The following is a 19,297-nucleotide window of genomic DNA, read 5'->3' as shown; positions in this document are numbered from 1 at the left end:
CTTCCGTCAAATCGTCCTGAAGACCAACAATAGCAGACAAGCAAACACCGGTACCGCCGCCGTCAGGCTGTCGATACGATCGAGTATTCCACCGTGTCCGGGAATCAGATGACCGCTATCCTTAATGCCGGCCTCTCGCTTAAACATACTCTCTGTCAGATCGCCGAGCACTGAGGCCAGCGCCGCAACAACGGAACAAACCAGCAATACCGTTGGCGTAACATCCAGATTCGCCCACTGACCGTAGGCCCAGGAGATGATCGCCGCCGTCACCAGGCCACCGAAGAAACCCTGCCAGGTTTTACCCGGAGACACTTTCGGAGCCAGCTTATGCTTGCCGAACATCTTGCCAAACACATAGGCGCCAGAGTCCGCGCCCCAGACCAGAATCATCACGTACAGCAGCCACAGCGCGCCGCTGTAATGGTTATCCGCATAATGCCAGGCGCGCAGCACCAGCATGCCCCAGAAGAACGGGACGATAGTCAGAATACCAAAGATCAGACGCAGCGCTTTCGAGTTGCGCCAGAAAGCAGCGGACGCCGGGTAAGAAAGCACCAGCAGCAGCGCCACAATCCACCAGCCAAACGACGCCCAGAGCGATCCTTCAACCAACGGTTGATGAACGTCATAGTGATATTCCGGCATCAGGAAAAGCATCAACGCCAGTAGCAGGCCACACAGCAGCGCCAGCCAGATGCGTTGTGAAGTTGAAGTGAAACCGCTAAATTGCCCCCACTCCCACGCAGCGAGCATACACACCACGAGCGTAACGATGGCAAAACCCGCAGGCGGCAACAGAAAAAGCGCCGCAATCACCACGGGGATTAAAACGAAAGCCGATATCAGGCGATACTTCAGCAAAAGTGACCCCCATCAGGCATGATTGCCACCCGGCTCAGTGCCGCCGAAACGACGCTCTCGATTAACAAAGGCATGGAGTGCACCTTCAAAGTCCTGTTCAGCAAAATCGGGCCAAAGAACATCGGTAAAGTAAAGTTCGGCATACGCAATTTGCCAAATCAAAAAATTACTGATGCGATGCTCTCCCCCGGTCCTAATAACTAAATCTACAGGTGCCAGTTCATGCATACAGACCTGCTGACTCAGCATGTCTTCCGTGATCTGTTCGGGCTGAAGTAACCCGTTCTGAACCTGTCTTGCCAGATTGCGGACACCCTGAATAATATCCCAGCGCCCACCGTAGTTCGCCGCAATATTCAGCGTTAAGCCCGTGTTGTTCTCCGTCAGCGCTTCCGCTTTGCGGATACGCTCCTGCAGGCGAGCATTAAAACGCGTTGTCTCGCCGATGATCCGCAGGCGGACGTTATGCCGATGCAGGCTTTTCACTTCGCTATCCAGCGCCCAAACGAACAGCTCCATCAGGGCACTGACTTCCTGCTCGGGGCGGTTCCAGTTCTCGCTGCTGAATGCATACAGCGTCAACGCTTCAATACCATTGTTCGCCGCGAAGGAGACCGCGCGACGAACCGACTTCGCCCCGGCTTTATGGCCGAATGCGCGAATTTTTCCTTGCTGTTTCGCCCAACGACCGTTGCCGTCCATGATAATGGCGACATGACGACAGCCATGTGCAGGCGATATTTCGCTGACAGTGTGATTAGCAGACAACATAACGCGTTTTAAGTCCATAATAAGGATTAGCCAAGCCACTAAACGCGAGCAACCGGTCAGCGCTGTATACGCATTTTTATCCAGTGCCGAAGCTACAGCTCATCGCAGAGAACAACCCAAAGCTTTACGCAAAAAAGCCGTGTTTTTCCACGGCCACCACAATCTTTTACAACAAAATGCAACGATTGGGTGGCGCAGACTATATCACTGAAGCCCAGCGCCCACAAATATCACAGCGTGGCGTGAGGTTCAGCCCCGCGTTGTCAGATGTTTAATCTGCTTCCCGGCAACGACTCTGGCCTGAGCGTCAATAACCAGCACCTCATCAATGCTTTGCGGTTCATCCAGCGTCAGCTGATCCAGTACTGCCAGGTTGACTCCCGCAATGTCGGTAAAGCGAATCTCTTCAGCCAGGAAGGCTGCCACTGAGATTTCATTTGCCGCATTCAGCGCCGTTGTCGCCGCCTGACCGTGATCGAATGCGTCCATCGCCAGTTTGAGACACGGATAGCGCCCGTAGTCCGGCGCGGAAAAGCTCAGGTGGCTCAACTGACAGAAGTCTAACGCTGGCACGCCAGAATTCAGGCGATCTGGCCAGCCCATCGTATGGGCGATAGGCGTGCGCATATCCGGTTCACCGAGTTGCGCGATGACGCTGCCGTCAAGATAACGCACCATCGAGTGAATGACAGACTGCGGGTGGATCAGCACTTCCATCTGCCGGGCTGAAGCGTTGAACAGCCAGCGGGCTTCGATATATTCCAGCCCTTTGTTCATCATCGTGGCGGAATCGACAGAGATTTTGCGTCCCATTGACCAGTTGGGGTGACGGCAGGCCTGATCCGGCGTCATCGCCGCCAGTTCCGCTATCGCCGTTTCCCGGAAAGGACCACCGGAACCGGTCAGCAGAATCGACGAAACGCCATTCTGCGTTAAGTCAGCGTATCCAAGATTATGCTGTACGGTTACCGGCATACTCTGAAAAATCGCGTTATGTTCGCTGTCCACGGGCAACAGGTGCGCGCCGTACTGTTGCACAGCATCCATAAACAGGCGCCCGCAGGTGACCAGCGACTCTTTATTCGCCAGCAGCACCGTTTTGCCGGCACGGATGGCCGCCAGCGTTGGCACCAGTCCCGCAGCTCCCACAATCGCCGCCATCACCTGGTCAACGTCGTCCAGCGCAGCCACTTCCGCGGCAGCGTGCTGGCCGCTCAATACCTCAGTGCGGCTACCGTTTTCACGCAGGCGGATGCGCAGCGCGTCGGCGCTTTGAACATCGTCCATCACCGCGTAGCGGGGAGAGAATTCCAGACATTGTTCAACCATGCGGTCGACATTTTTCCCTGCGACCAGCGCGGCGATGGAAAAGCGATCGGGGTTATGGCGCACCACATCCAGCGTGCTGCAGCCAATTGAACCGGTCGAACCGAGAACGGTTAATTGCTTCATGAGATGTCCAGAAGAATTGAGACAGGATAAAAAGAAAAACGCCGCCAGTAGCCCTTACGCCACAATCATCCGGGAGCAGGTCGGCGGTCTATCACCTTCGGCAAGCATGCCAGAGGCTACAGGGCCGACCGTGTTAACACAATCCCAGGAATTGAGCGTTCGGTCTTCTGTACGGCGTTTCAGACTTAACGCCCGCAGCCCATGAATAATGGCAGGCGGCGAACGTATCGGCAGAGAATCAGAACTGCATCAGTTCCGCTTCTTTATCTGTCAGCGCCGCATCCACTTTCTTGATGGCGGCGTCAGTCATTTTCTGCACGTCGTCCTGAGAACGGCGATCGTCATCTTCGCTGATCTCTTTATCTTTCAACAGCGCTTTTACTTTATCATTGGCGTCACGACGCACGTTACGCACGGCAACACGCGCTTGTTCGGCTTCACCGCGAACGATCTTCGTCAGATCCTTACGACGTTCTTCGGTCAGCGGCGGCAACGGAACACGGATGTCGCTGCCCGCAGAGCTTGGGTTCAGACCGAGATCGGAAGCCATGATCGCTTTCTCAACGGCCGGGCTCATCGAGCGATCGAACACGTTGATTTTCAGAGTACGGGAGTCTTCCACCGTGACGCTTGCCAGCTGACGCAGCGGCGTCGGCGTGCCGTAGTATTCTACGACGATGCCATCCAGCAGGCTGGGAGAAGCACGACCCGTGCGTATTTTGCTGATTTGGGTTTTGAACGCTTCGACGCATTTTTCCATGCGTACTTCAGCATCTTTTCTGATATCGCTAATCACGTTACGAATCCTTGAAAACTTGTCTCAGACAGACCAGACGGTCGCTCACCGCGAAAGTGAGCTAAGTATAGTCAGATTTAATGCAAATCACCGGGCAATCAGCCCGCGAAAGTAAGGCGGAATATTACCCGGATTTGGCGCTGACGGGAATTATTCCGTAATCAGTGTGCCTTCTTTTTCGCCCATCACCACGCGACGCAGTGCGCCAGGTTTATTCATGTTGAAAACGCGAATCGGCAATTTATGGTCACGCGCCAGGGTAAAGGCGGCCAAATCCATGACTTTCAGCTCTTTATCGAGCACTTCGCTGTAGGTCAGCTGATCGTACATGGTGGCAGACGGGTCTTTGGCCGGATCAGCGGTAAACACACCGTCGACTTTGGTGGCTTTCAGCACCACATCAGCTTCGATTTCAATACCGCGCAGGCAGGCAGCGGAATCGGTGGTGAAGAACGGGTTACCGGTACCGGCGGAAAGAATCACCACGCGATTATTACGCAGCAGGCTGATGGCCTCTGCCCAGCTGTAGTTATCACACACGCCATTCAGCGGAATCGCTGACATCAGGCGAGCGTTCACATAGGCGCGATGCAGTGAGTCACGCATGGCGAGGCCGTTCATCACCGTTGCCAGCATGCCCATGTGGTCGCCCACAACGCGGTTCATACCCGCTTTCGCCAGCCCAGCACCACGGAACAGGTTACCACCACCAATCACTACACCAACCTGAATACCCAGTTCAACCAGTTCTTTGATTTCCTGAGCCATACGGTCAAGTATGCTTGCATCAATACCGAAGCCTTCCGAACCCTGCAGAGCTTCGCCACTTAACTTAAGCAGAATACGTTTGTAGACGGGTTTTGCATTGGTAGCCATGTTTCTTTCCTGAGACTGTCAACGAGTGAGATGAGTTAATTCTGGCGACATTGTATGCCGCTTTTCAGCACAGCCACTATAAGCGATGAGCTGAATTTACAAAACGGGCACAAAAAGAAGCCGCCCTCAGGCGGCTCCTTTTGAAAATTAAGACTGCTTGGACATCGCAGCAACTTCTGCTGCAAAGTCAGTCTCAACTTTCTCGATGCCTTCGCCCACTTCAAAGCGGATGAAGCCAGTAACGTCGGCATTGTGCTCTTTCAGCAGCTGAGCAACAGATTTGCTCGGGTCCATAACGAAAGGCTGGCCGGTCAGAGAAACTTCGCCGGTGAATTTCTTCATGCGGCCTTCAACCATTTTCTCAGCGATTTCTTTCGGCTTACCAGACTGCATCGCGATGTCCAGCTGAACCTGGTACTCTTTCTCTACCACTTCAGCAGACACGTCTTCCGGCTTAACGAATTCCGGCTTGCTTGCAGCGATGTGCATTGCCAGCTGTTTAACCAGCTCCTGGTCAGCGCCTTTAGCCGCAACCAGAACGCCGATACGCGCGCCGTGCTGGTATGAACCCAGAACTTCGCCTTCCAGGGCCGCAACGCGACGGATGTTGATGTTCTCACCGATTTTAGCAACCAGCGCAACACGCTCTTCTTCGAACTGTGCTTTCAGAACTTCAACGTCGGTGATTTTGCCAGCCACAGCTGCGTCCAGAACTTTGTTAGCAAATGCCTGGAAACCGCCATCTTTAGCAACGAAGTCAGTCTGGCAGTTAACTTCCAGAATGATGCCGTAGGTGCCGTCGATTTTAGTGATGATCACGCCGTCAGCAGCAACGTTGCCTGCTTTCTTAGCTGCTTTGATCGCACCGGATTTACGCATGTTTTCGATTGCCAGCTCGATGTCGCCGTTCGCTTCGGTCAGCGCTTTCTTGCAATCCATCATGCCTGCGCCAGTACGCTCACGCAGCTCTTTTACCAGGGATGCGGTAATTTCAGCCATTCTTAAATCCTCGGGAGATGTGAACTGCCCGGCCGGGGGCCAAACAGTATAAATTGAAAAAAGGGGCCAAAAATGGGCCCCTATTCATACACGGTACTAATAAGGGGTGAAACCTTATTATTCAGCTTCTACGAAGCTTTCTTCCGCCTGAGAAGCCAGATCCTGAGAACGACCTTCGCGCACGGTTGTAGCTACAGCGCCCAGGTACAGGCTAACAGCGCGGATTGCGTCGTCGTTACCCGGGATAACGAAGTCTACGCCGTCCGGATCGGAGTTAGTATCAACGATAGCAAATACCGGGATACCCAGGTTGTTTGCTTCTTTGATAGCGATGTGCTCGTGGTCAGCGTCGATAACAAACAGTGCGTCCGGCAGGCCGCCCATGTCTTTGATACCGCCCAGGCTGTTTTCCAGCTTGTCCAGCTCACGAGTGCGCATCAGAGCTTCTTTCTTGGTCAGCTTCTCGAAAGTACCGTCCTGGGACTGAGTTTCCAGGTCTTTCAGACGTTTGATGGACTGACGAACGGTTTTCCAGTTAGTCAGCATGCCGCCCAACCAGCGATGGTTCACGAAGAACTGGTCGCAGCTGTTAGCAGCTTCTTTTACCGCTTCGCTTGCAGCGCGTTTAGTACCAACGAAAAGGATTTTACCTTTACGAGCAGAGATCTTGTTCAGTTCAGCCAGAGCTTCGTTGAACATCGGTACAGTTTTCTCAAGGTTGATGATGTGAACTTTGTTACGCGCGCCGAAGATGAAAGGCTTCATTTTCGGGTTCCAGTAACGGGTCTGGTGACCAAAGTGAACACCAGCCTTGAGCATGTCGCGCATGGAAACAGTTGCCATGTTTAAAACCTCTATAGATAAAGTTGGGGTTATGCCTCCACGTATCCCATATTACCGACCCAAAGGGCACCCCGGAATATGTGTCGATACGTGTGTGTTATTTACACAAAGTGAGATTTGTCGCTTCAGTCCATCCTGTGTAGTACCAAATGGAACGGAAGTCCGGCGCGCTTTATACCACAAAATCCGATCGGAAACCAACTGTTGTTGACGCTGAGTGCTGTTAATGATTCTCAATTTGGCACCAGGACACCCGGACTGTTAACATTGGCAGGAATAACTCTATTATTGTCGAAAAAACCGACACAGCTGGACACAATCCATGGCTATATCTATCAAAACATCTGAAGACATCGAAAAAATGCGCGTCGCCGGCCGCCTGGCCGCTGAAGTGCTGGAAATGATCGAACCCTACGTTAAACCTGGGGTCAGCACCGGCGAACTGGACCGTATCTGTAACGATTACATTGTTAACGAACAGAAAGCGATCTCCGCCTGCCTCGGCTACCACGGCTACCCGAAATCCGTCTGTATCTCTATTAACGAAGTCGTCTGTCACGGGATTCCTGACGACGAAAAACTGTTGAAAGACGGCGACATCGTCAACATTGATGTCACGGTCATTAAGGATGATTTCCACGGCGACACCTCTAAAATGTTCATCGTCGGCAAACCGACGATTCTTGGCGAGCGCCTGTGCCGCATCACTCAGGAAAGCCTGTATCTGGCCCTGAAGATGGTTAAGCCGGGAATTAACCTGCGCGCCATCGGCGCAGCCATCCAGAAATTCGTCGAAGCGGAAGGTTTCTCGGTGGTGCGTGAGTATTGCGGTCACGGTATCGGTCGTGGTTTCCATGAAGAGCCGCAGGTGCTGCACTACGACTCGCCTGAGACCAATGTGGTGCTCAAGCCAGGCATGACCTTTACCATCGAACCGATGGTCAATGCCGGCAAGAAAGAGATCCGCAGTATGAAAGACGGCTGGACGGTGAAAACCAAAGACCGGAGCTTGTCTGCGCAGTACGAGCATACTATTGTGGTGACAGAGAACGGCTGTGAGATTCTGACGCTACGCAAGGATGACACCATCCCGGCGATAATCTCGCACAACGCATAACGAAAAGCCGGCGCCCGCCGGCTTTTTTATGACGGGCGTCCTGCCCGTCACCCTACGGGCCGCCGCAAGCGACGTTAAAAATCGTTCCCGGCGATTTTGTATGACGGGCGTCCTGCCCGTCACCCTACGGGCCGCCGCAGGCGACGTTAAAAATCGCTCCCGGCGATTTTGTATGACGGGCGTCCTGCCCGTCACCCTACGGGCCGCCGCAGGCGACGTTAAAAATCGCTCCCGGCGATTTTTTATGGGCGATAGTTGATAGTTTTTTCATATGGTGACGCGATGAGTAACTCTTTACCTGATACTGTCTCCCCTACCCTCTCCGCTCAACCTGAGAATCCAGGTAGCTGGCCACAAGGGGATTTGAACTGTGCCGCCATCAAGGCACATCTCGATACTTTCCAGCGCTGGCTGGGCGAAGCATTTGATAGCGGTATCCCCGCCGGGGAGCTCATCGAAGCGCGAACCGAATTTATCGACCAGTTGCTCCAGCGCCTGTGGGTGGATTACGGTTTTGGTTCAGTCAGCGATCTGGCGCTGGTCGCGGTTGGAGGATACGGTCGCGGCGAGCTGCACCCGCTCTCCGACATCGACCTGCTGATTCTCAGCCGCAAAAAACTCTCCGATGAGCAGGCGCAGAAAGTGGGCGAACTGCTGACGCTGCTGTGGGATATCAAGCTCGAAGTCGGCCACAGCGTGCGCACGCTCGAAGAGTGCCTGCTGGAAGGACTGTCCGATCTGACCGTTGCCACCAACCTGATCGAAACGCGTCTGCTGATTGGCGACGTCGCGCTATTTCTGGAGCTACAAAAACATATTTTCAGCGATGGCTTCTGGCCCTCGGAGAAGTTTTTCGCCGCCAAGGTCGAAGAGCAGAATATACGCCACCAGCGCTACCACGGCACCAGCTATAACCTCGAACCGGACGTGAAAAGCAGTCCCGGCGGCCTGCGCGATATCCACACCCTGCAGTGGGTCGCCCGTCGTCACTTCGGCGCCACTTCGCTGGATGAAATGGTCGGTTTCGGCTTTCTTACCGAAGCCGAACGCAACGAGCTTAACGAATGTCTGCACCAGCTGTGGCGGATTCGCTTTGCGCTGCACCTCGAGTTAAACCGCTACGACAACCGTCTGTTATTCGATCGCCAGTTCAGCGTCGCCCGCCGACTGCGCTACGAAGGCGAAGGCAATCAGCCTATCGAATACATGATGAAGGATTTCTTCCGCGTCACCCGGCGGGTCAGCGAACTGAATCACATGCTGCTCCAGCTGTTTGATGAAGCCATCCTCGCCCTCACCGAAGATGAAAAGCCGCGGCCCATCGATGATGATTTTCAGCTGCGCGGCACGCTGATTGACCTGCGCGACGACACGCTGTTTATCCGCGAACCGCAGGCTATCCTGCGCATGTTCTATATTATGGTGCGTAACAGCAGCATCACCGGCATCTACTCGACGACGCTTCGCCACCTGCGTCACGCGCGGCGCCACCTGACGCAGCCGCTGTGCTATATCCCGGAAGCGCGCACGATTTTCCTCAGTATGTTGCGTCACCAGGGAGCGGTCAGCCGGGGGCTGTTGCCGATGCACCGCCACAGCGTACTGTGGGCCTATATGCCGCAGTGGTCGCATATCGTGGGCCAGATGCAGTTTGACCTGTTCCATGCCTATACGGTCGATGAGCATACGATCCGCGTGCTGCTGAAGCTGGAAAGCTTCGCTAAAGAAGAGACCCGCAGCCGCCATCCGCTGTGCGTGGAACTGTGGCCTCGCCTGACGCACCCGGAGCTGATTCTGATTGCCGCCCTGTTCCATGATATTGCCAAAGGTCGCGGCGGCGATCATTCGGTCCTCGGCGCCCAGGATGTGCTGAAATTCGCCGAGCTGCACGGGCTTAACTCGCGGGAAACCCAGCTGGTGGCCTGGCTGGTGCGCCATCATCTGTTGATGTCGGTCACCGCCCAGCGCCGTGATATTCAGGATCCCGAGGTCATCAAGCAGTTTGCCGAAGAGGTGCAAACCGAAAACCGCCTGCGCTACCTGGTATGCCTGACCGTCGCCGATATCTGTGCGACCAACGAAACCTTGTGGAACAGCTGGAAGCAGAGCCTGCTGCGCGAGCTCTATTTCGCCACCGAAAAACAGCTGCGCCGCGGCATGCAAAGCACGCCGGATATGCGCGAACGGGTTCGCCACCATCAGTTGCAGGCGCTGGCGCTGCTACGGATGGAAAATATTAATGAAGAGGCGCTGCATCAAATCTGGAATCGCTGCCGCGCCAACTACTTCGTGCGCCATACGCCCAACCAGCTCGCCTGGCACGCCCGCAATTTGCTCAAACACGACCTGAGCAAACCGATGATCCTGCTCAGCTCGCAGGCCACGCGCGGCGGGACCGAAATTTTTATCTGGAGCCCGGACCGCCCGTATCTGTTTGCCGCCGTCTGTGGCGAGCTGGATCGCCGCAACCTCAGCGTTCACGATGCCCAGATTTTTACCACCCGCGACGGCATGGCGATGGATACCTTTATTGTGCTGGAGCCGGACGGCAGTCCGCTTTCCGCCGATCGCCATGAGATTATCCGTCACGGTCTGGAACAGACCATTACCCAGCGCAGCTGGCAGCCGCCGGCCCCGCGCCGTCAGGCGGCGAAACTTCGCCATTTCTCCGTCGTTACGGAAGTCAATTTCCTGCCGACACACACCGACAGAAAATCGTTTCTTGAGCTGATTGCACTCGATCAGCCGGGCCTGCTGGCGCGCGTGGGTCAGGTGTTCGCCGACCTCAATATTTCGCTTCACGGAGCGCGAATTACGACAATCGGTGAGCGAGTAGAAGATTTATTTATAATCGCGACGGCGGACCGGCGTGCGCTTAATAATGCGCTGCAACAAGAAGTACAACAACGGTTGACAGAGGCCCTCAATCCAAACGATAAAGGGTGACGAACTTTTAATGTGTAAAGAGAAAGAGTAAAACAATGCAGCAATTACAGAATGTTATTGAGTCCGCTTTTGAGCGTCGCGCCGACATCACGCCGGCAAATGTGGATACCGTAACCCGCGAAGCGGTTAACCAGGTGATTTCTCTGCTTGATTCCGGCGCGCTGCGTGTCGCTGAAAAGATCGATGGCCAGTGGGTCACCCATCAATGGCTGAAGAAGGCGGTTCTGCTCTCTTTCCGTATTAACGATAACCAGGTTATCGACGGTGCTGAAAGCCGCTACTTCGATAAAGTGCCGATGAAATTCGCTGACTATGATGAAGCGCGTTTCCAGAAAGAAGGCTTCCGCGTGGTTCCGCCGGCGGCGGTTCGCCAGGGCGCATTTATTGCCCGCAACACCGTGCTGATGCCGTCCTACGTCAACATCGGCGCCTACGTGGACGAAGGCTCCATGGTAGATACCTGGGCCACCGTGGGTTCCTGCGCGCAGATTGGTAAAAACGTGCACCTGTCCGGCGGCGTCGGTATCGGCGGCGTCCTCGAGCCGCTGCAGGCTAACCCGACCATCATCGAAGACAACTGCTTCATCGGCGCGCGCTCTGAAGTGGTTGAAGGCGTGATCGTTGAAGAAGGTTCCGTGATCTCCATGGGCGTGTACCTGGGTCAGAGCACCAAAATTTACGATCGCGAAACCGGCGAAGTCCATTACGGCCGCGTTCCGGCGGGTTCAGTGGTGGTTTCCGGCAACCTGCCGTCGAAAGATGGCAAGTACAGCCTGTACTGCGCCGTTATCGTGAAGAAAGTGGATGCGAAAACTCGCGGCAAGGTCGGCATTAACGAACTGCTGCGTACCATCGACTAAGCAGAATAAAAAGCGGGAGATATCCCGCTTTTTTTATATTTGAAGCTGGCGAAGATGGATCTTTTCGTTAATTATTCAAAGGTTATGATGATATCAAAGGTACCGTTATGTACGATAATCTGAAAAGTCTTGGCATTACCAATCCCGATGAGATCGATCGCTATAGCCTGCGGCAGGAAGCCAACAACGACATTCTGAAAATCTATTTTCAGAAAGACAAAGGCGAGTTCTTCGCCAAAAGCGTCAAGTTTAAATACCCGCGCCAGCGTAAGACCGTTGTCGCCGATGGCGTAGGCCAGGGGTATAAAGAGGTTCAGGAAATTAGCCCGAATCTGCGCTACGTTATCGATGAGCTGGATCAGATCTGCCAGCGCGATCGTACCGAAGTCGACCTCAAACGTAAGATCCTCGACGATCTGCGTCATCTGGAAAGCGTCGTCACCCATAAGATCAGTGAAATTGAAGCCGATCTGGAAAAACTGACGCGCAAATAGCCGTACGCGGATGTCGCTGTAGGCCGGGTCAGGCGAAGCCGCCACCCGGCATTTTTTTGTCTAAAACAGACTATCTTTGCTCATCCAACTGCAGCGCGATATACAGCAGCAGGCGGTCATCAAAATTCCCCAGGTTCAGCCCCGTCAGTTCAGCAATACGATTCAGGCGATACTCCAGCGTATTGCGATGAATAAACAGCGCCTTTGACGTCGCCAGCGGCTGCACGTTATGGCGAAACCAGGCTTGTAGCGTGCGTCGCAGCAGACCGTTATTATCCATCGCCTTCAGCCGCACCAGTGGACGGGCAAGCTCATTCGCCTGCCAGCCGCCGCGCAGGCTATCGAGCAGCACCGGCAACATTAAATCCTGATAAAAATAGCTGCGGCTCTCAGGCATACGCTGTTTGCCGACCATCATTGTGGTACGGGCGGTGCGCCAGGAACGGGCGATGCTGCCGGGACCGGTAAAGAAGTTCCCTAGCGCCACGCGAAAACGCAGCTGGCCGTTTTCTTTCATTCGGGCGATCAGCTGATCGATCCTTTTGCGGTGATCCTCCGCGTCCCAGCGGCCAAAAGCATTCAATGCCGGTTTGAGCACCACCATCTCGGTCAGTGAGACAATCGCCACCAGATTGTGGCGATCGGGCGTGGTCAGGGCGGTTTGCAACTGCTGCAGTTCGGCCATAGCGCTGTCTACGCCGAGCTGACCGCTATCCACTTCAATCATGGCGACCACGCGAGGCTGGTTCAGATCGATACCCAGCCGCTGCGCCCACTCGGTTAATGCGGGCGTATTCTCTTCGGCCTGGATCAGGTTCATAACCAGCTCTTCACGCAGGCGGCTATCCTGGGCCAGAAGGTGCATCAGCCGGGACTGCTCCAGCATCATCTCGGCAGTCATACACACCAGCTCGCCATATTTACGCAGCGTTTCGGGTTCGCCGGTCAGGCCGATGACGCCGACGATCTCCCCCTCCAGGCGCAAAGGCAGGTTAATCCCCTGACGCACGCCGTGCAGATGGCGAGCGACCGCATCATCAATATCCACAACCCGTCCCTGGGAAAGCACCAGCAGCGCGCCTTCGTGCAATTCCCCAATCCGCTCGCGATCGCCGCTGCCGATAATGCGCCCGCGGGCGTCCATTACGTTGATATTGGTATCAATGATGCGCATCGTACGCGCCACAATATCCTGCGCCATGTTGGTATCAAGATGCCAGCCAGCCATGTAATCCTCCCGTCAACAGGAGGCCAGCATAAAAGAGTCGGCTGGACGCTGCATTGTGCATACGCATAAAGCATGACAGAGAAGTATGGAGTTGCGTGTGGAGTCACAGAAAGGGAAACGCACCGGATAGCGGGGCCAAAAAAAGCCCCTTCCCTCAACGAGGAGAAGGGGCGGGCTTAGCCGTTGGCGATTACTGCATCAGCAGATAGATAGTGCTATCGCCACGCTGGATGTTCAGCGCCAGTACCGAAGGTTTGGCATCAAAGATTTTGCGCAGATCGGCGATATTTTTCACCGGCTGCTGGTTAGCGCCGACGATGATGTCACCTTTCTTGAGGCCAATTTGTGCCGCCGGAGTCCCCGCTTTCACATTATTGACCACCACACCTTTGTCCTGACCTTTGTTGCTCATTTCCGCACCTTCAATACCATTGAAGATGGTGCTGGAGTCAACCTGATTCTGGCTACTCTGCTGCAGCTCGACGGTCGCATTGACCGCTTTGCCATCGCGGACCAGCCCCAGCTCGACTTTGCTGCCGATAGGCATAGTGCCGACTTGCGCACGCAGCGCAGCAAAGCTGCTGATAGACTTACCGTTCAGCGAGGTAATCACGTCACCGGCTTTGATACCCGCTTTCGCGGCCGCGGAACCCGGCATAACCTGACTGACGAAGGCGCCGCGCTGCGCATCAACCTTCATGGCTTTCGCCAGCTCAGAGTTCAGCTCGGTTCCCATAATACCCAGCTCGCCGCGTTTCACCTGGCCATACTTGACCATCTGCTCGGTCAGGTTTTTGACCATGTTGCTCGGGATGGCAAAACCGATACCGATATTGCCGCCGTCCGGCGCCAGGATCGCGGTATTAATCCCAATCAGTTCGCCGTTGAGGTTCACCAGCGCGCCGCCGGAGTTACCGCGGTTGATCGCCGCATCGGTCTGGATAAAGTTTTCGTAGTTTTCAACGTTCAGACCGCTACGGCCAAGCGCGGAGACAATCCCCGACGTGACGGTTTCACCCAAACCAAACGGGTTACCGATAGCCACGGTGTAGTCGCCGACGCGCAGCGCATCGGAATCTGCCAGCTTAATCGCCGTCAAATCTTTCGGATCCTGAATCTGGATCAGCGCAATGTCGGAACGCGGATCTTTGCCGACGACTTTGGCATCAAACTTCCGTCCGTCGCTCAACTGGACTTTAATCGTGGTCGCATTATCGACAACGTGGTTATTGGTCACGACATAGCCTTTATTAGCATCAATGATGACCCCGGAGCCCAGCGCCATAAATTTCTGCTGCTGGCTGCCATCAGCCGGTGCCCCGCCGCCCTGTCCACCGCCCTGACAGAACGGGGAACTCTGGAACGGCGAACCATCCTGGCAGAACGGTGAATTATCACCAAAGAACTGCTGGAAGTTACGCGGCATCCGCGGAGTGTTGACGGTCGTGCTGCCCTCAACATTAATGCTGACAACCGACGGCATCACTTTTTCCAGCATCGGAGCCAGGCTTGGCATTTGCTGTGTACTTGAGGCCGAAGAGGACGTTTCTGCCGCGCTCGCAGAGAGCGGTGATAACGCCAGACCTAAACTCAGAGCCAGTGCACTCATTGCTAACGTGGTTTTTTTCATCATGTCTCACTCTATTTTAGATAACGAAAATTGCTATGTATGTGACCATCAGAGTCATTTTATCGCGCTAAGTTCCGGAATTAAGTATCTGGAAAAAGTAAAAATTTATTGTCCGTCTTTACAAAACCTGTACCTATTCCACCGCCATCAAGCGCCGATATTCATCCCATGCATACAAATCCGTCATCCCACTGATATAGTCCTGTATCAGGCGACAGCGATAATAATATTCCATCACCGGAAATTCCTCAGCATCTCGTGAAACCTTATTTACTGCTTCAACATAGGCCAACCGATGACGCGTCGAAAGTTTCTGGAACAAGCGCGAGGCGATAGGTAAACTCCTCACCCGCTCTTTCTCCACTAATAAGCTGAACTCCTCCAGCGATAATTTTAGCAACGGCTCATAGATATCCAGAAGACCGCTAATCACCCGATAGCCTTGTAATTCCAGCTGCTCAACATCGGGATGACTAAACACATGTTTTATCGCGACGTTTTTATATAGCTCCAGCAGTTGACTGCAGTCGCTATCGTCCTCAAGCAACGCGTGATTAAAATCACCGGTAAAGATCTTCGGTAAATTATCGATAAACCGGCGGGCCGCATACGGCACCAGTTTATTCAGCGTATTGACTCGTAAATACATAAAGAACTGATCTTCCGTACTCCGACTCAGAGAATTAGAGCGCGATTTATCCCAGGCATTTTCCACCACCTGCGAAAATAAAGAGCCTTTCTCATGCTGTCCCCACGCCTCGTGAAGGAGTTGATAGAGTTGCTCTACGCTGAAAATACGTTTTTCTACCGCATCCTCAAGATCGGCCACACAATATGAGATATCGTCCGCCGCCTCCATAATCCATGTCAAAGGGAAGCGATTGTAAGGAGCCAGAGCAAGTTCTTTACGCAACCTCTCAATATACCCCTCTTCGGCTAAATAATAACCAGGCTTCTTCATTAAATAACTGTGGCTGGCGGGGAGTTCTCCCCGCCACCACGCCGGGCGGGTATATTTTAGAATGCAGCCAACCTGCGCCCAGGTCAGATTCATCCGCATGAGGGTATGCACTAAGCGAATCCCCTGCGCGTTGCCTTCAAACCAGCACAGATCCTGACGAACCTTGCTCCGCAGCGCATTCAGCCCGGCAGCGCCCTCCTGCAAACGGAGCGCCTCCACCGTACAACGATCGTGCGCTAACGGCGCGCCGGCCGCATCGTCAGGCGCGAGCCGCTGACGGAACCAGTCATTTATCGCCGCCTCGCCAAAATGGCCGAACGGCGGATTGCCGATGTCATGCATCAGACAGGCCATTTCCACCACGCTCTCAAACGGCCCGGTGAGATCATCCAGCCCGTACGCCTCCAGCTGACGCTGCTCTTTCAGGCGGCTGAGGATCTCTTTGGCGATATAGCGTCCCACCTGCTGAACTTCAAGGGAGTGGGTTAACCGGGTACGCACCGCGGCATTACGTTCCAGCGGGAAGACCTGGGTTTTTTGCTGTAAACGGCGGATGGACGGCGAGTTGATAATTCGCCCGCGGTCGCTTTCAAAAATACGCAGGATCTCACGTTCCGTTTCGACCCCTTGCGGCGAGCGGTAGCGCCGACGCCAGTTAATCTTGTTGCGAAAATCAATCTTTGCCATGGCCTCTCCCGCGCGAGCAATAACGTTTCCCTTTGAGTGCATGATAGACTATGCAACTAAACCTGACACATCGCGAGTAAATCTATGAAAATCGGCATTATTGGCGCTATGGAAGAAGAAGTTACCCTTCTGCGCGACAAAATCGAAAACCGCCAGACTCTGACTCATGGCGGGAGCGAAATCTACACCGGTCAGCTGAACGGCACCGATGTTGTCCTGCTCAAATCAGGCATTGGCAAAGTGGCTGCGGCCATGGGCGCAGCCCTGCTGCTGGAGATTTGTAAGCCGGACGTGATTATCAACACCGGTTCCGCAGGCGGGCTGGCGTCGACGCTGAAAGTGGGTGATATCGTCATCTCCGACGAGACGCGCTACCACGATGCTGACGTCACCGCCTTTGGTTATGAGTATGGCCAGCTGCCCGGCTGCCCGGCAGGCTTCAAAGCCGACGATAAGCTGATTGCCGCCGCGCAAAGCTGCATCGAAGCGCTGAATCTGCACGCGGTCCGCGGCCTGATCGTCAGCGGCGACGCCTTCATCAACGGCTCGGTCGGACTGGCGAAAATCCGCCACAACTTCCCGCAGGCCGTAGCGGTTGAAATGGAAGCCACGGCGATCGCCCATGTTTGCCACAACTTCGGCGTGCCGTTCGTGGTGGTACGCGCGATTTCCGACGTGGCGGATCAGCAGTCTCATCTGAGCTTTGATGAGTTCCTCGCCGTTGCCGCCAGACAGTCCACGCTGATGGTGGAAAAGCTGGTACAGACGCTGGCGCGTGGCTAAGTCGCTAAAACGGGCGCTTGCCGCTCTGCTGCTGATGACCCCGGCGTGGCTCTTCGCCGCGCCGCGGGTAATCACGCTGTCACCGTCCAATACCGAACTGGCCTTTGCCGCTGGCATTACGCCGGTTGGCGTCAGCAGCCATTCCGATTATCCAGCGGAAGCTGTCGGTATCGAGCAGGTTGCCAGCTGGCAAGGGATGAACCTTGAGCGCATCGTCGCGCTGAAACCGGATCTGATTCTGGCATGGCGCGGCGGCAATGCCGAGCGGCAGGTTAATCAACTGAGCGCACTGGGGATCAAGGTACTGTGGGTCAATACCGCCACTATTGAAGAGATCATTGCGACGCTGCGGCAGCTGGCGCAGTGGAGTCCGCAGCCGGAAAAGGCCCGCGCATCCGCACAGCGCATGCAGGACGACTATGATGTTCTCAAAGCCCGCTACGCCCATACGCCGAAAAAACGCGTCTTTCTGCAGTTTGGCGCCAATCCTCTTTTCACCAGCAGTCGGGGGTCGATTCAGGACCAGGTGCTGACGTTGTGCGGCGGTGACAATATATTTGCCTCCAGCCCGGTTCCCTGGCCCCAGGTGAGCCGTGAACAGGTCCTGGCGAGACAGCCTCAGGCCATTGTTATCGCCGGTGATGCCCGCCAACTCCCTGAAGTTGAACGCTACTGGCATAATCAGTTAAAAATTTCCCTGATTGCAGTCGATGGCGACTGGTTTGAACGCGCAAGCCCGCGTATTATCCTCGCCGCAAAACAGCTCTGCGAGGCGCTCGGGCAGGTTAAATAAGCACCGTTTGCGCAGGGTAAAACAACATCCGGCACAGAGAACGCCAGCGCGTAACCGCTATACGAACGCCTGGCGGACACTGTGCCGATTTAATTTGATGAGTAAAACAGCCCAGAGAACCGGGCGCTTAACGAGAACTGACGATGCTAGTCTATTGGCTGGATATTATTGGCACCGCCGTATTTGCTATCTCGGGCGTATTACTGGCCGGTAAACTCCGGATGGACCCCTTTGGCGTACTGGTGCTCGGCGTGGTCACCGCCGTGGGCGGTGGAACCATTCGCGATATGGCGCTCGCCAACGGCCCGGTGTTCTGGGTCAAAGACCCCACCGACCTGGTGGTGGCGATGGTCACCAGCATGATGACCATTCTGCTGGTGCGTCAGCCGCGTCGGCTGCCGAAATGGATATTGCCGGTGCTTGATGCCGTTGGGCTGGCGGTGTTTGTCGGCATCGGGGTGAATAAAGCATTTCTGGCCCACAGCGGCCCGCTGGTCGCTATCTGTATGGGGGTCGTCACCGGCGTGGGTGGCGGGATTATTCGCGACGTGCTGGCCCGCGAAATTCCGATGATTTTACGCACGGAAATCTATGCCACGGCCTGTATTGCCGGCGGTATTGTGCACGCCACGGCCTATGACGCGTTTCATGTTTCGCTACAAAATTCGGCGATGATGGGCATGGTCGTCACGCTGATGATTCGCCTTGCGGCCATCCGTTGGCATCTGAAGCTGCCGACTTTTGCTCTCGACGATAACGGGCGCTAAAACGGGGGAATTGCCCCGGCGGAGACACTCTACCGGGGCGAGAATCCAGTGCGGGGATCAGACGCTGAATGAGGACCCGCAGCCGCAGGTACTTTTCGCATTCGGGTTGGTCACGATAAAACGCGAGCCTTCCAGGCCTTCGGTGTAGTCGACGGCACCGCCGACCAGATACTGCAGGCTCATCGGATCGACCACCAGGCCGACGCCCTGTTTTTCGATGGTCATATCGCCTTCGTTAACCTGATCGTCGAAGGTGAAGCCGTACTGGAAACCACTGCAACCACCACCGGTGATATACACACGCAGTTTCAGGTTTGGATTGTCTTCATCTGCAATCAGGAATTTTACTTTTTTGGCTGCAGCTTCAGTAAACTCCAGCGGCAACGCTACGTCATCACTCATTTTATGCTCCCATTGATACTTCTGACCG

The 19,297-nt window shown here is 54.8% G+C and carries 18 protein-coding genes; 7 read left to right on the top strand and 11 right to left on the bottom strand.

The annotated features are described in order from the left end of the window. Nucleotides 1-6 precede the first annotated feature (6 nt). From cdsA to rpsB, 7 genes are all read right to left on the bottom strand, one after another. Nucleotides 7-864: a phosphatidate cytidylyltransferase gene (cdsA, locus tag FNY10_RS18660; protein WP_100682496.1), complete on the bottom strand. Its 858-nt coding sequence runs from the start codon at nt 862-864 to the stop codon at nt 7-9. A 12-nt stretch (nt 865-876) separates the two neighbouring features. Then, entirely contained in the window at nt 877-1,635 is a 759-nt protein-coding gene (gene ispU / locus FNY10_RS18655; RefSeq protein WP_100682656.1) for a (2E,6E)-farnesyl-diphosphate-specific ditrans,polycis-undecaprenyl-diphosphate synthase, read from the bottom strand. A gap of 249 nt (nt 1,636-1,884) precedes the next feature. Continuing rightward, nucleotides 1,885-3,087 carry a 1-deoxy-D-xylulose-5-phosphate reductoisomerase gene (ispC, locus tag FNY10_RS18650; protein ID WP_160702276.1) on the bottom strand — a complete coding sequence of 401 codons (1,203 nt, stop codon included), beginning with the start codon at nt 3,085-3,087 and terminating at the stop codon, nt 1,885-1,887. A gap of 238 nt (nt 3,088-3,325) precedes the next feature. Next, nucleotides 3,326-3,883, bottom strand: a complete 558-nt coding sequence (gene frr / locus FNY10_RS18645) for a ribosome recycling factor (protein ID WP_100682498.1) — start codon at nt 3,881-3,883, stop codon at nt 3,326-3,328. A 150-nt stretch (nt 3,884-4,033) separates the two neighbouring features. Beyond that, complete coding sequence (gene pyrH, locus FNY10_RS18640) at nt 4,034-4,759, bottom strand: UMP kinase (RefSeq protein ID WP_004858112.1); 726 nt, start codon at nt 4,757-4,759, stop codon at nt 4,034-4,036. Nucleotides 4,760-4,906: 147 nt separating this feature from the next. After that, entirely contained in the window at nt 4,907-5,758 is an 852-nt protein-coding gene (tsf, locus tag FNY10_RS18635) for a translation elongation factor Ts (protein ID WP_095103655.1), read from the bottom strand. 117 nt (nt 5,759-5,875) lie between these two features. Beyond that, nucleotides 5,876-6,601, bottom strand: a complete 726-nt coding sequence (rpsB, locus tag FNY10_RS18630; protein ID WP_100682499.1) for a 30S ribosomal protein S2 — start codon at nt 6,599-6,601, stop codon at nt 5,876-5,878. A 322-nt stretch (nt 6,602-6,923) separates the two neighbouring features. Here rpsB and map point away from each other — a divergent pair, with 322 nt between their 5' ends. From map to FNY10_RS18610, 4 genes are all read left to right on the top strand, one after another. After that, a complete protein-coding gene (gene map / locus FNY10_RS18625; protein WP_100682500.1) occupies nt 6,924-7,718 on the top strand; it encodes a type I methionyl aminopeptidase in 795 nt (264 codons plus the stop codon). Nucleotides 7,719-8,000: 282 nt separating this feature from the next. Then, complete coding sequence (gene glnD / locus FNY10_RS18620; protein WP_141965296.1) at nt 8,001-10,664, top strand: bifunctional uridylyltransferase/uridylyl-removing protein GlnD; 2,664 nt, start codon at nt 8,001-8,003, stop codon at nt 10,662-10,664. Nucleotides 10,665-10,699: 35 nt separating this feature from the next. Further along, nucleotides 10,700-11,524 carry a 2,3,4,5-tetrahydropyridine-2,6-dicarboxylate N-succinyltransferase gene (gene dapD / locus FNY10_RS18615; RefSeq protein ID WP_004858103.1) on the top strand — a complete coding sequence of 275 codons (825 nt, stop codon included), beginning with the start codon at nt 10,700-10,702 and terminating at the stop codon, nt 11,522-11,524. 107 nt (nt 11,525-11,631) lie between these two features. Continuing rightward, nucleotides 11,632-12,018, top strand: coding sequence for a DUF3461 family protein (locus FNY10_RS18610; protein WP_100682502.1), 387 nt, complete (start codon nt 11,632-11,634; stop codon nt 12,016-12,018). A 70-nt stretch (nt 12,019-12,088) separates the two neighbouring features. Here the strand turns inward: FNY10_RS18610 and FNY10_RS18605 are convergent, their stop codons facing one another. The 3 genes from FNY10_RS18605 to dgt form a co-directional block, all read right to left on the bottom strand. Further along, entirely contained in the window at nt 12,089-13,246 is a 1,158-nt protein-coding gene (locus FNY10_RS18605) for a CdaR family transcriptional regulator (RefSeq protein WP_100682503.1), read from the bottom strand. A 190-nt stretch (nt 13,247-13,436) separates the two neighbouring features. After that, nucleotides 13,437-14,876: a serine endoprotease DegP gene (degP, locus tag FNY10_RS18600; protein ID WP_131049289.1), complete on the bottom strand. Its 1,440-nt coding sequence runs from the start codon at nt 14,874-14,876 to the stop codon at nt 13,437-13,439. 133 nt (nt 14,877-15,009) lie between these two features. After that, nucleotides 15,010-16,524 carry a dGTPase gene (gene dgt, locus FNY10_RS18595; protein ID WP_160702278.1) on the bottom strand — a complete coding sequence of 505 codons (1,515 nt, stop codon included), beginning with the start codon at nt 16,522-16,524 and terminating at the stop codon, nt 15,010-15,012. Nucleotides 16,525-16,608: 84 nt separating this feature from the next. On the opposite strand from dgt, the gene mtnN reads away from it, so the two are divergent. The 3 genes from mtnN (at nt 16,609) to FNY10_RS18580 (ending at nt 18,867) form a co-directional block, all read left to right on the top strand. After that, nucleotides 16,609-17,307 carry a 5'-methylthioadenosine/S-adenosylhomocysteine nucleosidase gene (mtnN, locus tag FNY10_RS18590; RefSeq protein WP_100682506.1) on the top strand — a complete coding sequence of 233 codons (699 nt, stop codon included), beginning with the start codon at nt 16,609-16,611 and terminating at the stop codon, nt 17,305-17,307. Next, nucleotides 17,300-18,100, top strand: a complete 801-nt coding sequence (btuF, locus tag FNY10_RS18585; protein ID WP_160702280.1) for a vitamin B12 ABC transporter substrate-binding protein BtuF — start codon at nt 17,300-17,302, stop codon at nt 18,098-18,100. Before mtnN ends, btuF begins: the two co-directional genes overlap by 8 nt. Before the next feature lie 143 nt (nt 18,101-18,243). Next, nucleotides 18,244-18,867: a TRIC cation channel family protein gene (locus FNY10_RS18580; protein ID WP_131049269.1), complete on the top strand. Its 624-nt coding sequence runs from the start codon at nt 18,244-18,246 to the stop codon at nt 18,865-18,867. Between the two features lie 57 nt (nt 18,868-18,924). Here FNY10_RS18580 and erpA read toward each other — a convergent pair whose 3' ends face one another. Continuing rightward, entirely contained in the window at nt 18,925-19,269 is a 345-nt protein-coding gene (erpA, locus tag FNY10_RS18575) for an iron-sulfur cluster insertion protein ErpA (protein WP_004858085.1), read from the bottom strand. Nucleotides 19,270-19,297: the final 28 nt, after the last annotated feature.

The sequence above is a fragment of the Klebsiella sp. Lac1 genome (genome assembly GCF_009825425.1).
GTDB classification, from domain to species: domain Bacteria; phylum Pseudomonadota; class Gammaproteobacteria; order Enterobacterales; family Enterobacteriaceae; genus Klebsiella; species Klebsiella electrica.
This window is presented reverse-complemented; position numbering and strand designations above follow the sequence as displayed.